Genomic DNA, 14,928 nt, shown 5'->3' with positions numbered 1-14,928 from the left:
CTTGCCAGTAGATAGAGAAACGCGGCGCATGCTGAAAAGCATGCGCCGCGTTCTTTTTTGACATCTACATCCGACGAATGCGTTTAGCCTTTGTTCCAGAGCGTGCGGCCCCAGAACGTGAGCGTGCGATCCCAGGCCTGTTGCGACCAGACCGGATCGAACTGCGTGTGCGAGATGCGGCCTTCACCAACGGCGGTTTCGTTCGCAAACGCGTGGAACGCCATATAACGATGGAACTCGACGTTCACGCCGCCGTCACGCAGCTTCGTTTCGAGTTCGTCGACGGTCTCGATCTTGAAGAACGCGTCCTGCGTCCCCCAGTGGCCGAGCACCGGCACGGTGATCTTGCTCGCGTCGAGGTATTCGAGCGGGGGGAAGCCGTACCACACGACCGCGCCCGACAGGCCCGGGATCTGGTTGGCGGCCAGCAGCGTGAGCGCGCCGCCCATGCAGTAGCCGGTTACGCCGATGCGGTCGGTCAGCGTCTTCAGGTGGTCGACCGCGCCACGGATGTCCTGCGAAGCGGCATCGCCAAAGTCGAGGCCGCTCATCAGGTGGTGCGCCTCTTCTTCCTCGACGGTCTGCTTGCCGCGATAGAGGTCGGGGACGAGCGCGTAGTAACCGGCCTTGGCGAGGCGGTCGGCGACGCCGCGAATCTGGTCGTTCAAGCCCCACCATTCCTGGATCACGACGATGGCGGGCGCGCCTTCGGTCTTCTCAGGCGTGGCCAGGTAGCCCTGGAGCGATTTACCGTCGGGGCGGTTAAAGCTGATCATGGAGCCGCTGGACTGTGTCATGGATGTTCCTTGAGAATTCGGTTGATCGGTTGAGGGGGAAATCGCAACGCACAAGCATAGCGCCTGTGCAGCGGCTTTGCTTGTAAGGGCTTCGGGGCGCGCCGGGCGGGCCCGGGTGACTATTCGCCGATCAGATGCAAGACGACCTCGCGGGTGCTCGCATGGCGGCGATGCTCGAAGAGGTAAATGCCTTGCCAGGTGCCGAGCAGCGGTTCGCCGTGCTCGACTGGAATCGACAACTGTGTCTGGGTGAGGGCGGTGCGCAGATGAGCGGGCATGTCGTCGGGGCCTTCGGTGTCGTGCTCATAGCGCTGTGGGTCTTCGGGCGCGAGTTCATCGAAATAGCGTTCGAGATCCCGACGCACGGAAGCGTCTGCGTTCTCCTGGATCAGCAGCGACGCCGACGTATGGCGGCAGAACAGCGTCAGCAAGCCGGTGCCAATGCCGCTTTCGCGCACGAACATGCGCACTTCCTGCGTGAATTCAACGAGCCCGCGCAAGCGCGCGCGAACCTGCAAATGATGAATCGTCTGGCGCATGACTAGAACCTCCTGGAGCGATGCCGCGTGTAGCATGGACTGCGTGGGTTACATCGGCCGCCCCGCACGCGAAACGGCCCAGGCTGGTAGGATACCGGCCTTGCCAAGTCACCGCCCCGATTACCGGAGCATGCCAGGAGTATGTCGTTGAATCTCACCCGCTTCGCCAAGAACCGCCACGCCACCAAGGCTTTCGATCCCGCCCGCAAGATTCCGGCCGCCGTCATCGATGAACTGAAGGAACTGATCCGCTTCAGCCCGTCGTCGGTGAACTCGCAGCCGTGGCACTTTGTCGTCGCCGAAAGCGACGCTGCGCGCGCTCGCGTCGCGAAGTCGATGCAGCCGGGCTATGCCTATAACGAAGCGAAGGTCACGCGCGCCTCGCACGTCATGGTGCTGTGCGTGCGCAAGGACATGGACGAAGCGCATCTGGACGCCGTGCTGGCGCAGGAAGAGGCCGACGGCCGCTTTGCCAGCGCCGAAGCAAAGACGACGCAGCAGAACACGCGCGGCTTCTACGTCAACCTGCATCGCGAGCGTGACGACCTGTCCGCATGGATGGAGAAGCAGGCGTATCTCGCGCTTGGCACGCTGCTGATCGGCGCATCGACGCTCGAAATCGACGCCTGCCCGATGGAAGGTTTCGATGCGAAGGCGCTGGACGAAGAACTGGGCCTCGCCGCACGCGGCCTGACGGCGATTGTCGTGGTCGGACTTGGCTACCGCAGCGCCGACGACTTCAACGCGAAACTGCCGAAGTCGCGTCTCACCACGGAAGCGGTCTTTACCGACCTCGCCTGAATGCCGACGGGCGCCGCCAGGCGCTTTCAGGTGCTTTGAGTCGCTTCCTGCCGCGTCCAATAGCTCGACTAGGCCAATAACCGCGGCCGCGCTGCGGTTATTCGCCTTCGTGCCGTTCGTGTAGTATCGGCGCTTCCAGTGACGCGTTACATAACGGAGCGTTCAGGTCATGCAAGGCATCAAGCGCCGGGTCGTCTACCTCACGCTGTTCGAAGGGCTGGGCATTCTCATCACCGGCACGAGCTTCGCCTCGGTCGCGGGCAGCGGCGCGGATCGCGCGGGCGCAGCGGCGGTCTTCACCTCGCTCGTCGCGGTGGCGTGGAATGCGCTCTACAACTGGCTGTTCGAACGCTGGGAAGCGCGTCAGACCCAACGCGGACGTAGCCCTTTGCGACGCGTGCTGCATGCGATCGGCTTCGAGGGCGGGCTGGTGATCTTCCTGGTGCCGATGATCGCGCTGACGCTGCGCGTGTCGCTGTTCGAGGCCTTCGCCATGGACATCGGCCTCACGGTGTTTTTTCTGGTCTACGCGTACATCTTTAACCTGGTCTTCGACGCGGTTTTCGGTTTGCCGGCCTCGGCAATGCCTTTGCACGAGGCCGCGCAGAACTCGCAGGCCAAGCCGTGCAACTGAGCGCATGAACGCTCGCTTTGCCACGGCTTGCCGTCGAAAAACTTGTTTGCAATCCTGATAGTTGAACCTGTGCCGGTGCGTCACTGAACCGTGTAGCCGCGCCCCTGCATGCAGGCACCGAACGCCCTCCAGTACGTAGTGAGTTCGGCGCCTTGTGTCTGCTGCTGCGCCTGGGCCTGGGCCGCATGTTCGCGCCGCGCGCGCACGCCGCCCGCGACCGCGCCGGCTGTCGCGCCGACCGCTGCGCCGTGGCCAGCGCTGTTGCCGCTCACGTCGCCGATGATCGCGCCAGCAGCGGCGCCTCGCGCTGCGCCGGCCACGCGTGCACCGGTCGGGCCAGTGGGCGTCTGGACGGGTTGCGCAGCAACCGCTGGATCGATGCCCGTGTTCTGTTTCGCCCACGCATAACAGGCGCCTTCGTCCTGTTGCTGTTTTTGCGCCGACTGGCCATGTGCGGGGTAGACGGCCGGATGCTGCTGTGCAAATGACAGTGACGAGAGTACGAGCAAGAGGCCGATGCCAAGCTGTTTCATGGAGTACTCCTGAACACGGTGTAGGGGCGCCGCGCACCGCAGGCGCGGCATATGATGGTGTGAGTCGGCGGCACGCGTTGGCGTCGATGCAACCAAACGCCGACAACGCAGCATAGCCAATCGCGCAAATCACCGATGGCAGCCTGCGCAGCCATGCTGGGCGAGCCCCACTCCGTGTCAGGACGTTGCATCGCAACGCTTGCGAACGTGCCGAAACGTCGCACGAACGAACGTTGTCGAACCTTGGGCAGACGCAGTGGCCATTGCGGCCGCTTTGTCAGCCGCCAGGGGCAGCGCCCCTGCGGCTGTGGCGATGCCTGTTACTGTGCAGCGTGGTGCTTGTGGGCGTGCTTCTTATGATGCTTCGTGGTCGCCTTCGAATGCTTCGTGCTGTGCGCGCGATGGCCGCTGTGCGCCTGCGAGGCCGGCGCGCGCGCGGAATCCGACGCTTCGTCGAACTGAACGGTCGAGGGCTGGGCCTGCACGTTGCGTGCGTGCGCTTCGACCTGTGCGGCGCGTGCCGGGTCGTTGCTCATCTGGATGCCGTTATCCGCATTCTGTGCCGAGGCGATGCTCGCGATCGCAGACAGGGAAAGCAAAACGGCCATGGACGACTTCTTCATATTCTTCCTCGTGTTCGTAGTTGAATGACGCGACTTGCGTCTGCACGGGCTAACGGGCAGGAATGGATCGCCGTTGACGCCGCGGCCACGAGTTAACGCTTCTTTACAAGATTGACTGTCGATTGCCTCATCGCAAATAGAAAAGCCCCTGTCAGACGGGCTTGAAAGCGAATGAACCAGGACGGTCGGACTATTGCGTCGGCCCAGCAGCGTCGGCGCTGGCGCTAGCTTTTGTGCTGGCGGCCGTATCGGCATTCGCGCCCGGATCGACGCTGACCTTCTGCGGATGGCTCGCATCATGGAGCACGCCGCTCCACCCGCCGCCCAGGTCGCCGATCAGCGCCGCCGCGTCCAGCAAGCGTGACTGCTGCACCGTGAGCGCACTTTGTTGCGTGCTCAACTGAGTGGCCTGCGCCGTCGCAACCGTCGTGTAATCGACCGTGCCCGCCTGGTACTCGTTCTGCGCAATCTGCGCGCCGCGGATGGAGTCGCGCACCGCTGCGTCCAGCGCGTCACTTTGCTGCGCGAGGATACGCAGCCCCGAAAGATCGTTCTCGACGCTCTGGAACGCGCTCAACACGGTGGCGCGATAGTTCGCGACGGCGGCGTTGTAGCTCGCGCGCGCCGCGGCAACTTCGCCGCTGCGCTCGCCGCCATCGAAGATCGTCTCCGTTGCGCTCGCGCCCAGCGACCACACGTAGTTGCTCACGTGCAGCAGCCCCGCGAGCGGCGCTTGCGTGAAACCATCGAGCGCCGAGAGCGAAATCGTCGGATAGTAGGCGGCGACTGCGACACCAATCGCTGCATTCGCGGAGGCCATCTGCCGCTCGGCCGTGGCGATGTCGGGACGGCGTTGCAGCATCGTCGACGGGACGCCCGCGGGAATCTCGGGCAGGATGGGCAACTTGCCGTTGTGCGGGATCGTCATGTCCTCGGGATTGCGGCCGACCAGCACCGCAATCGCATGCTCGTACTGGGCACGCGCAACGCCCAGCGCGATCAGGCTCGCCTGCGCGTTTTCCAGTTGCGTGCGCGCCGTGATGAGGTCGGACGGCGCAACGGTGCCTGCCGTGTCCTGGTCCGTCACCACCCGCAGTGAATTCTTGTACGCCTCGACCGTCTGGGTGAGCAGGTCGATATCGGCGTCGGTGACGCGCAGGTCGATCACGGCGTTGGCGAGCGCAATCTGTTCGGATAGCTGAGCATTGGCGAGCGTCGCTTCGCTGGCCTGCGCCGTGGCCGACTGCTCCTCGACCTGGCGGCGCACCTGCCCCCAGAAGTCGAGCGTCCAGCTCACGTTCGCCTCCAGCGACCCCGAGTTGACGATACGCGCGCCGCCGCTGCTGAAGCTGCTGCTGGTGCTCGTGGATGCGCGTTCGCGCGTGGCCGATCCGGTGACGCCGATCGTCGGAAAGAGGCTCGCGCGCGCCACACGCACTTCGGCCAGCGCCTGCTGGTAGTTGGCGTAGCTCTGCGCGACGGTCTGGTTCGACACCGCCACGAGCGGCTCAAGCTCGTCCAGCAGCGGATCCTGGAAGCCGCTCCACCATTCGCCCTTGGGGCCTGCGGCGGCGGAGGGATCGGCCTGCGTCCAGCCGGGCAGCTCTTTCCACTGCGCGGGCGTGGCAACCTGCGGACGATGATAGTCGGGGCCGACCATGCAGCCGCTCATCAACAGCACGAGGCTCAGGGGCAAAAGACGAACAGCGCAACGTGCTTTCATGGACAGGGTTGAATCGATTGGATGAATCTTCATGATGCGCTCTCATCGGCCTGGTGGTTCCAGGGCAGGCGCGCGGCCAGGCGGGCGAGGCGGGCGCGCAGGCGGTCGAGGAACAGATAGATCACGGGCGTCGTGTACAGCGTGAACACCTGGCTCAGGATCAGGCCGCCCATCACCGTGACGCCGAGCGGCTGACGCAGCGACGCCCCCTGGCCAATGCCGATCGCGAGCGGCACCGCGCCCAGCACGGCCGCGAACGTCGTCATCATGATCGGGCGAAGACGCACCACGGCGGCCTCGTGGATCGCGTCGCGCGCGTTGCGGCCTTCATTGCGCTGCAACTGGATCGCGACGTCCACCATCATGATGCCGTTCTTCTTCACAATGCCGATCAGCAGAATAATGCCGATCATCGCGATCACCGAGAACGGCGTGCCGAAAATCAGCATCGCAAGCGTGGCGCCAATGCCCGCCGACGGCAGCGTCGAGAGAATCGTGAGCGGGTGAATCGTGTTCTCGTAGAGCACGCCCAGCACGATATACACCACGGCCAGCGCGGCGAGGATCAGCAGCGGCACCGTGCCCATCGATTGCGCGTAGGCCTGCGCCGCGCCCGCAAACGCGCCGTGGATCGAGGCGGGCATGCCGATATTGCGCTGCGCTTCCTCGATGATTTTGCCGGCTTCAGATAGCGAGCCGCCCTGCGGCAGGTTGAACGAGATCGTGCCCGCCACTTCGCCGCTCTGGTGGTTGACCTGGGTGGCCGTGTGGCCCGTCGTCCAGTTCATCAGCGCGCTGATCGGCACCATGGTTTCGGCGGCGGTGCTGTCCGCGCTGCCGCTCGAACTGCCGCCCTTGCTGTTGGCGATCGAGTTGTTCTGCTGGTTGGCCACGGCATTGGCGTTGCGCGAGTTGGTGTTGCTCGTGCTCGTCGTCGAGGTGCTCTGCGCCGTATAGGCAGTGATGCCCGAGACCGTGCTGCCCGACATCTGGGTGGACGCCGAGCCGCTCGCATTGCCTGCCGCCGTGCTCAGCCAGATGTGGCCGAACGACTGCGGATACTGCCAGTATTGCGGCGCGACTTCCATCACCACGAAATACTGGTTGATGGGGTTGTAGATGGTCGACACCGTGCGCTGGCCGAAGGCGTCGTAAAGCACACTGTCCACCTGGTTCGGGTCGAAGCCGTAGCGCTTGGCCGTCGCGCGGTTCACCGTCACGTAGGCCTGCAGGCCGTTTTGCTGAAGGTCGGAATTCACGTCGGTGAGCGTGCCGTGATACTTGTTCAGCTCGTCGACAAGTTTAGGTGTCCATTGGAAAAGCGCATCGGCGTCGTCGCTCGTGAGCGTGTACTGATACTCGGCCGCCGACTGCCGCCCGCCAATCTGCAGGTCTTGCTGCGCCTGCAGGAACAGCCGCGCGCCCGAGACCGCATTGAGCTTGGGCCGCAACCGGTTCACGACTTCGGTGGCGGACAGTTTGCGCTGCGCGAGCGGCTTGAGTTCGATAAAGACCGTCGCCGAATTCAAGGCCCGGCCGCCCGTGAAGCCTGCGACCGACGCCACGGCGGGATCTTTCTGCACGATCTCCTGCAACTGCGCGAGCTTCTTCTCCATCGCCGTGAAGGAGATGCTCTGGTCGGCGACGATCTGGCCGATCAGGATGCCGGTGTCCTGTTCGGGAAAGAACGTGCCGGACAGCAGCCGCGCGAGAAACACGTTGGCGACCAGCAGCGCGAACAGAATGAAGATCGTGAGGCGCGCATGATTGAGCGCGACGTCGAGCGTGCGCGAATAGAACTGCTTGAAGCGCTCGAACTGCGCCTCGATCCAAACGGCGGCGCGCGACGGCTCGTGTTTTTCGCGCTCGCGCTTGAGCACGTAGGCGCACATCGTGGGCGTGACCGTGAGCGAGACGATCAGCGAGATCACGATGGCGATGGACAGCGTCATCGCGAACTCATGAAACAGCAGGCCGACGATGCCCGGCATCAGCAGGATCGGCAGGAACACGGCGATCAGCGAAAGGCTCATCGACAGCACCGTGAAGCCCACTTCGCCCGCACCGCGCAGCGCGGCTTCCTTCGGGTCGAGTCCGGCTTCCATATGGCGCACGATGTTTTCCAGCACCACCACGGCGTCGTCCACCACGAAGCCGGTGCCGATGGTGAGCGCCATCAGCGAGAGCGAATCAATGCTGTAGCCGAGCAGGTACATCGGCCCGAACGTGCCGACGATCGACAGCGGCAGCGCGACCGCCGGAATCAGCGTGGCGCGCGGCGAGAGCAGGAACACGAACACCACGCCGATCACCAGCAGCACGGCGATGAAGAGCGTGCGTTCCGTGTCGGCGACGGACGCGCGCACGGACTCCGAGCGGTCAACGGCCACGTTCACCTTGATGGTGGCGGGCAGGGCGGCTTCGATGTTGGGCAGGCGCGCCTGGATCTGCTGCACGGTCTTCACGACGTTGCTGCCGGGCATGGGATAGACGATCACCAGCACGGCAGACTTGCCGTTATAGAGGCCCGCGTTGCGGATATTTTCGTTGGAGTCGCGTACCGTGCCCACGTCGCGCAGATAAACAGGCGCGCCGTCGCGATAGGCGATCACCACGTCGCGATAGGGCGCGGCGTTGCTGATCTGGTCGTTCGAGGTCACCACGAAGCGCTGGTCGCCCTGGTCGAGGTGGCCTTTGGCGCTATTCGCATTGGCCGCGCCAATCGCCGCGCGCACGTCCTCCAGCCCGATGCCGTAGCTATTGAGCTTGCCCGGCTCCAGTTCCACGCGCACCGAGGGCAACGCGCCGCCGCCCAGCGTAATCTGGCCCACGCCGTCCACCTGCGAGAGCTGCTGCATGATGACCGAGTCGGCGGAATCGTAGAGCTGTGCCTTGGTGAGCGTGTCCGAGGTGAGCGCGAGCACCATGATCGGCGCACTCGCGGGGTTGTACTGGCGATAGGTAGGATTGCTGCGCAATGTGGTCGGCAGGTCGGCGCGCGCGGCCTGGATCGCGGCTTCGACGTCGCGCGCCGCGCCGTTGATGTCGCGGTTCAGGCCGAACACAATCACGATCAGCGACGATCCCACGTTGTTGATCGAGGTGAGCTGGCTCACGTCGGCGATAGTGCCCAGGCGCCGCTCCAGCGGCTCGGCCACGGTCGACGCCATGGTTTCGGGACTCGCGCCCGCCATGTTGGCCTGCACCACGATCACGGGGTACGCGATATTGGGCAGCGGCGCGACCGGCAGCCGGAAAAACGCCAGCGCGCCAGCGAGCAGGATCGCGATCGCCAGCAGCGAAGTGGCGACCGGCCTGCGGATAAAGAGCGCCGAGAGGTTCACGGCGTGCCCTCGGGCGCGGGCGTGCGCGGCGGCTCATGCGGGCCATCGGCATCGGCGTCGCTGTCGTCTTCCGGCTTGTTCTTGCGGCCAAAACGGATCGCAAGGCGGTCGAAGCACAGATAGATCACCGGCGTCGTGAACAGCGTGAGCATCTGCGAAAGCGTGAGGCCGCCGATGATCGCAAGACCCAGCGGGCGGCGCAGCTCGGAACCCGTGCCGGTGCCCAGCAGCATCGGCAGCGCGCCGAGCATGGCCGCGAGCGTGGTCATCAGGATCGGGCGGAAGCGCAGCAGCGACGCTTCGAAAATCGCCTCGCGCGGCGGCTTGCCGTGCACGCGTTCGGCTTCGAGCGCGAAGTCCACCATCATGATGGCGTTCTTCTTGACAATGCCGATCAGCAGCACGATGCCGATAATGCCGATCACGTCGAGATCCTTGCCGGCGATCATCAGCGCAAGCAGCGCGCCAATCCCCGCGGACGGCAGCGTCGAGAGAATCGTCACCGGATGCACGTAGCTTTCGTACAGCACCCCCAGCACGATATAGACGGCCACGAGGGCGGCGATCAGCAGATAGACCTCAGAAGACAGCGAGTCCTCGAACGCCTGCGCCGCGCCCTGGAACGACGATGTGATCGACGGCGGCAGCTTGACGTCCGCTTCCGCCTTGCGGATGTCGCGCACGGCGGCGGAAAGCGACGCGCCATCGGCGAGATTGAACGAGATCGTCACCGAAGGGAACTGCGCGAGGTGGCTGATCGTCAGCGGCGAGCGCGTGATGCTGATGGTCGCAATCCCCTTGAGCGGCACCTGGCCGGAGCTGGCGGTCTGGCTCGGCAGATAGATGTCGCCGATCGAGTCGACGGTCGGCAGCGACTCGGGTTTCGCCACCAGGATCACGCGGTACTGGTCGGACTGCTGGAAGATCGTGGAGACGATGCGCTGGCCCAATGCGTCGTAAAGCGCGTTGTCGATGGTCGCCGCCGTGATGCCGTAACGCGCCGCAAGCTGGCGGTTCACCTGCACGTTGACGGACAGGCCGTCGGTGTTCAGGTCGCTGGTCACGTCGGCGATCGACGGGATCTGCTTCATCTTCGCGATCAGCGCGGGCACGTACTGATTGAAGGCCTGCTGGTTCGGCCCGCGCAACACGAAGTTGTACTGGTTGGGCGACACCGTCGTATCGAGCGTCAGGTCTTGCTCGGGTTGCAGGTAAAGACGCACGCCCGCGACTTTCGACGCCGACTGCTGGATACGTCGCGCGATTTCCTCGGCGCTGCCGGAGCGGTCGTCGTGCGGCTTCAGGTTGATGAGGAAACGCCCGTTGTTCAGCGTGTTGTTGATGCCGTCGATGCCCACGTAAGAGGTGAGCGAAACAACATCGGGATCCTTGAGGATTTCTTCGGCGAGCGCGGATTGACGGCGCACCATCGCCTGGTACGACACCGAATTGTCGGCCACGCTGATGGCCTGGATCACGCCCACGTCCTGCACGGGGAAGAGGCCCTTGGGAATCACGACATACAAGAGGCCCGTGAGCGCGACGGTCACCACGAAAACAATGAGCGTGAGCGCCTGGTGATCGAGCACCCAGCGCAGGCCGCGTTCATAGGCGTTCAGCGTCTTGTTGAACAGGCCTTCGCTGATGCGCTCGAAGCGGCTGGGGTGGCGCTCGGCCTGGGCGCGCAGGATACGCGCGCACATCATCGGCACGACGGTCAGCGACACGACGGCCGACAGCACGATCGTCACTGCGAGCGTGACGGCGAATTCGCTGAAGAGACGCCCGATCACGCCGCCCATGAACAGCAGCGGGATCAGCACGGCGATCAGCGAGATCGTCAGCGAGAGAATCGTGAAGCCGATCTGCCCCGCGCCTTTTAGCGCTGCCTGCAAGGGCTTTTCGCCTTCCTCCAGGTAGCGCACGACGTTCTCGATCATCACGATCGAGTCGTCCACCACGAAGCCCGTGGCGATGATGAGCGCCATCAGCGAGAGATTGTCGATCGAGTAACCCAGCTCGTACATCATCGCGAGCGTGCCGATTAGCGAAACCGGCACGGAGATGCTCGGGATGATGGTGGCAGGCAGGTTGCGCAGGAACACGAAGATCACCGCCACCACCAGCGCGACGGCAAGCACGAGTTCGAACGCGGCGTCATGCACCGACGCCTGGATCACGCCCACGCTGTTCGACACGACCGTGACTTTCATGCCGGCGGGCAGCGTCGCTTCAAGCTGCGGCAACTGGCGCATGATCTGGTTGACCGTGGCGATCACGTTCGCGCCCGGCTGGCGCTGCACGTTGAGCACGATCGCGGGCTGCTTGTTGTACCAGGCGCCGCGCTCCACGTCCTGGGCCGCCGTGGACACGCGCGCGACGTCGCGCATGAAGACCGGCGCGCCGTTCTGGTAGGCGATGACGGTATCTTCGTAGTCCTTGGGATCGGAAATCTGGTCGTTGGAATTGATCGTGTAGTCGAGCTCGGGGCCGTCGAAATTGCCCTTCGGCGCACTCACGTTCACGTTGGCGAGCAGCGTGCGCAGGTCGTCCAGATTCAGGCCGTAGGCGGCGAGCTTCTGCGGATCGGCTTCCACGCGCACGGCCGGCACGTTGCCGCCCGCCGTGCTCACGAGACCCACGCCCGGCACTTCGGAAATCTTGGTGGCGAGCCGGTTATTGGCCGCGTCCTGCAACTGCGTGAGCGACATCGAATTCGATGTGATCGCGAGTGTGAGGATCGGCTGGTCGGCGGGATTGACCTTGGCGTAGGTCGGCGGCGCGGGCAGGCCGCTCGGCAGGAAGCTGTTGGCGGCGTTGATGGCCTGCTGCACGTTCTGCTCGGCGACGTCCAGATTGAGCGAGAGATCGAATTGCAGCGTGATGACCGACGCGCCCTCGGAGCTGTACGAGACCATCTGCTGCAGGCCCGGGATCTCGCCGAGCTGCACTTCGAGTGGCGCGGTCACCGTGGTCGCCATGACGCTCGGGCTGGCGCCGGGGTAGAAGGTCTGCACCTGGATCGTCGGGTAATCGACGGAGGGCAGCGACGACACGGGCAGGAACTTCATCGCCACGAGCCCGACCAGCACCATCGCGATCATCAGCAACGATGTCGCGACGGGCCGCAGAATGAAAAGACGCGAAATATTCATCGGCGCTTAAGGCGTGGGATCAGGAGGCGTCGGAGGCCGCGGATGCGCTCGAATCCGCGGACGCTGCCGCAGGCGCGGAAGCCGCACGCGCGTGCGAGGCATTGCCCATGCGCGCCGCGCTGGCGCCGCTCGCGGCAGCGGGCTTGCCGGTCGATGGCTGGATCTTCGTGCCGTCGTTGAGGCGGTCGAGGCCGTCGGTCACCACGCGCTGGCCTGCCTGGAGTCCGCTCTTGACGACGGTGTGCTGTCCGTCGCTCGGGCCGAGCGTGACCTTGTGGACGGAGACGGTGTTGTCGGCGTTCACGAGATACACGTAGTCGCCAGGCGCGCCCGACTGCACGGCGGGCGTGGGCACCAGGACGGCGTTCTGCATCGTGTCCACGAGCAGGCGCACATTGACGAATTCGTTGGGGAACAGCGCCTCGTCGTCGTTGGGGACGCTCGCGCGCAGCGTGACCGTGCCGGTGGCCGTGGCCATCTGGTTGCTGATCGCGTAGAGCGTGCCGGTCGCCAGTTGCTTCGTGTTCTCGCTGTTAAAAATGGTGATCGGCAGCTTCGCACCGGCATTGACGCGTTGCAGCACGTCCGACAGCGCGTTCTGCGGCACCGTGAACTGCACGGTGGTGGGCTTGATCGTCGTGATGACGGCAATCCCCGTCGAGCTGGACGCCGTCACGTAATTGCCCGGATCGACCAGGCGCAGACCCACGCGGCCCGAAACGGGTGCGGTGATGCGGCAATAGATCAGGTCGAGTTCGTATTGCTTGATGTTGGCGAGGTCGGACTTCACGGCCGCCTCGTCCTGCGCGACGAGGAACTTCTGGTCGCTATAGGTCTGCTCGGCGATCGACTTCTTCTCGTTCAGTTGCGCATAGCGTTCGAGGTCGGCGCGTGCCTGGGCGAGCGAGGCGCGATCCTTGGCGAGTTGCGCCTCGGCCTGCTCCTTGCTGATCTCGTACTGGCGCGGATCGATCTGCGCAAGGAACTGGCCTTTGACGACGTCCTGACCTTCGCGATAGCCGACTTCCGTGAGATAGCCACTCAGTTGCGGCAGCACCGTGACGGTGGCGACCGGCGTGACGGTGCCAAGCGCATCGAGCGTCACGGGCATCGAACCGAGCGTGGCCGGCGCGACCGTCACGACCTGCGGCGCCGCACCGCGCGCGGGTTTTTGGCGGTGCAATATGTGGAAGACCACGAAAACGATCAGCAGCACGATCAGCGCGAGCAGGATCCAGCGGCCACGACCGCTGCGCTTGCGCGGCGGCGGGCTGGGCGGAGGCGGCGTGACCGGCACGGGCGGCCTGGGCGGCGTGGATGAGGGGGGCAGGTGGTTGGGCGTGTCGCTCATGCCAGTCTCCCAGAGCCAATATCGAGGCCGACGAGGCCGCTCGTGCCAGTGCTTTGCGCTGCGCACGCACGCGTGCGCCAGCAGGGGCCGTGTGGGGCGCGCGGCAGGCGGGCCGCGCAGGCGCCGTACCGGGTGTCGTCGGTTCGCATACGAATTCTCATGGTTGTTGTGTGCAGTCGCTGCGCGAGTCCCTTATGCATGCCGTTATGCATGCCGGATCGCGAGAGCCTGAGATATGCAGTCTAACCAAATCGAGCGCTAATTTCGAAACGTAGGTTAATTGAAAGGTTTTAGCGTGTTACAAGCGCCCGAAAATACTTTAAATGTGCAGCGAGCGAATCTCGTGAAATAGCTTGTAAGGGATTCGATTTGCCGGACTTAGCTCCGGGCATCGCATCCGTATCCGGTCGCTATGCTCACGTCCTCATGGCAGCGAAGGATCTGAGGAGGTGACCGGAACATGTCAAAACATTATTCATCCATCAGGCGTGCGTTGAATCGCTCTATGCTGGGCCTCGCGCTCGCTGGCGCCCTGTCGCTCCAGGGCTGTTCGACCACGCTTGAAAATATCGCACTGGGCGCCGGGGTTGGCGTCGTGGGGACGGTGTCGGCGCTGGGCTGCCTGCTGGCTTGCCAGGATCACGGGCCGGGCTGGTGATGCACGGATTCGCAGATTCGCGCGCAAATCGGCGATCCGGTTTGGGCATCTGCGTTTGTCATATTCATCGAAGAAACTAGAGGGTTAGGGGCGTGGAATCCGCGTGGCCGTAATGCGCAGTAACCGATTCCGCGGTTTCTCGTTCCATGAGCTAAGGTTCCCTTCAGGCTGCGTCCGTACGCTTGAGCGCCAAGGGGGCCATTGCCTTGTAACGCATGGTCTTTTTGGAAAGTGGATTGCATGCGGATTGAAACGCGTCTGGAAGATTTCGCTGCGGCTGTCCGGTCTGGAACCCACCTTTAGGCGTAAGTCCGCGCATCCTCGCGGCAGTATCGACGACATGAAAACGCTGTTTTTGCAGGCCCCGTCCTATGACGGCTTCGACGGTGGCGCGGGTTCGCGCTACCAGGCGAAGCGCGAGATCCGCTCGTTCTGGTATCCGACCTGGCTTGCGCAGCCCGCAGCGCTCGTGCCCGAAAGCCGCGTGCTCGACGCACCCGCCGACGGCATCGGCGTCGAAGAGACGCTGAAGATCGCGATGGACTATGACCTCGTCATCATCCACACGAGCACGCCGTCGTTCCCGACCGATGCGCTCTTTGCCGAAGACCTGAAAAAGCGCAAGCCGTCGCTGCTCGTGGGCATGGTGGGCGCGAAGGTGATGGTCGATCCGCATAACTCGCTGACGGCGACCGAGGCAATCGATTTCGTCTGCCGCGAAGAATTCGATTACACCTGCAAGGAAATTGCCGAAGGCAAGCCGTTCCCCG

At 64.2% G+C, this 14,928-nt stretch carries 11 protein-coding genes and 1 pseudogene; 4 read left to right on the top strand and 8 right to left on the bottom strand.

Annotation, left to right across the window (positions count from 1 at the left end; all coding sequences use genetic code 11):
- Positions 1 to 83: 83 nt before the first annotated feature.
- The gene (locus BBA01S_RS34850) at positions 84 to 797 is read right to left on the bottom strand and encodes a dienelactone hydrolase family protein (protein ID WP_027820471.1); all 714 of its coding nucleotides are present in this window, start codon (positions 795 to 797) and stop codon (positions 84 to 86) included.
- A 119-nt stretch (positions 798 to 916) separates the two neighbouring features.
- Positions 917 to 1,336 carry a secondary thiamine-phosphate synthase enzyme YjbQ gene (locus BBA01S_RS34845; protein WP_027820470.1) on the bottom strand — a complete coding sequence of 140 codons (420 nt, stop codon included), beginning with the start codon at positions 1,334 to 1,336 and terminating at the stop codon, positions 917 to 919.
- A 147-nt stretch (positions 1,337 to 1,483) separates the two neighbouring features.
- On the opposite strand from BBA01S_RS34845, the gene BBA01S_RS34840 reads away from it, so the two are divergent.
- Both BBA01S_RS34840 and BBA01S_RS34835 read left to right on the top strand, forming a co-directional pair.
- A complete protein-coding gene (locus BBA01S_RS34840; protein ID WP_027820469.1) occupies positions 1,484 to 2,137 on the top strand; it encodes an oxygen-insensitive NAD(P)H-dependent nitroreductase NfsB in 654 nt (217 codons plus the stop codon).
- A 169-nt stretch (positions 2,138 to 2,306) separates the two neighbouring features.
- The gene (locus BBA01S_RS34835; protein ID WP_027820468.1) at positions 2,307 to 2,771 is read left to right on the top strand and encodes a PACE efflux transporter; all 465 of its coding nucleotides are present in this window, start codon (positions 2,307 to 2,309) and stop codon (positions 2,769 to 2,771) included.
- An 80-nt stretch (positions 2,772 to 2,851) separates the two neighbouring features.
- Here the strand turns inward: BBA01S_RS34835 and BBA01S_RS34830 are convergent, their stop codons facing one another.
- The 6 genes from BBA01S_RS34830 to BBA01S_RS34805 form a co-directional block, all read right to left on the bottom strand.
- Positions 2,852 to 3,304 carry a glycine zipper domain-containing protein gene (locus BBA01S_RS34830; RefSeq protein ID WP_027820467.1) on the bottom strand — a complete coding sequence of 151 codons (453 nt, stop codon included), beginning with the start codon at positions 3,302 to 3,304 and terminating at the stop codon, positions 2,852 to 2,854.
- A 320-nt stretch (positions 3,305 to 3,624) separates the two neighbouring features.
- Entirely contained in the window at positions 3,625 to 3,927 is a 303-nt protein-coding gene (locus tag BBA01S_RS44125; RefSeq protein ID WP_042298393.1) for a hypothetical protein, read from the bottom strand.
- 190 nt (positions 3,928 to 4,117) lie between these two features.
- Positions 4,118 to 5,650 carry an efflux transporter outer membrane subunit gene (locus tag BBA01S_RS44120; protein ID WP_042298402.1) on the bottom strand — a complete coding sequence of 511 codons (1,533 nt, stop codon included), beginning with the start codon at positions 5,648 to 5,650 and terminating at the stop codon, positions 4,118 to 4,120.
- A gap of 29 nt (positions 5,651 to 5,679) precedes the next feature.
- Positions 5,680 to 8,994 (bottom strand): efflux RND transporter permease subunit, encoded by a 3,315-nt coding sequence (locus tag BBA01S_RS34815; protein ID WP_027820466.1) that lies wholly within the window; start codon positions 8,992 to 8,994, stop codon positions 5,680 to 5,682.
- Complete coding sequence (locus BBA01S_RS34810) at positions 8,991 to 12,149, bottom strand: efflux RND transporter permease subunit (RefSeq protein ID WP_027820465.1); 3,159 nt, start codon at positions 12,147 to 12,149, stop codon at positions 8,991 to 8,993. The genes BBA01S_RS34815 and BBA01S_RS34810 overlap by 4 nt, the downstream gene beginning before the upstream one ends.
- A 19-nt stretch (positions 12,150 to 12,168) precedes the next feature.
- Positions 12,169 to 13,500: an efflux RND transporter periplasmic adaptor subunit gene (locus BBA01S_RS34805; RefSeq protein WP_084162727.1), complete on the bottom strand. Its 1,332-nt coding sequence runs from the start codon at positions 13,498 to 13,500 to the stop codon at positions 12,169 to 12,171.
- Between the two features lie 493 nt (positions 13,501 to 13,993).
- Between BBA01S_RS34805 and BBA01S_RS34800 the strand changes: the two genes are divergently transcribed.
- Together BBA01S_RS34800 and BBA01S_RS44115 are read left to right on the top strand one after the other, a co-directional pair.
- Entirely contained in the window at positions 13,994 to 14,158 is a 165-nt protein-coding gene (locus BBA01S_RS34800; protein WP_245641683.1) for a hypothetical protein, read from the top strand.
- A 340-nt stretch (positions 14,159 to 14,498) separates the two neighbouring features.
- Positions 14,499 to 14,928, top strand: a pseudogene (locus BBA01S_RS44115) (hopanoid biosynthesis associated radical SAM protein HpnJ); the annotation flags it as partial.

Source organism: Paraburkholderia bannensis NBRC 103871, assembly GCF_000685015.1.
Taxonomy (GTDB): Bacteria; Pseudomonadota; Gammaproteobacteria; order Burkholderiales; family Burkholderiaceae; genus Paraburkholderia; species Paraburkholderia bannensis.
The sequence above is the reverse complement of the archived record's forward strand: the minus strand, read 5'-3'. Positions and strand labels throughout refer to the sequence as shown.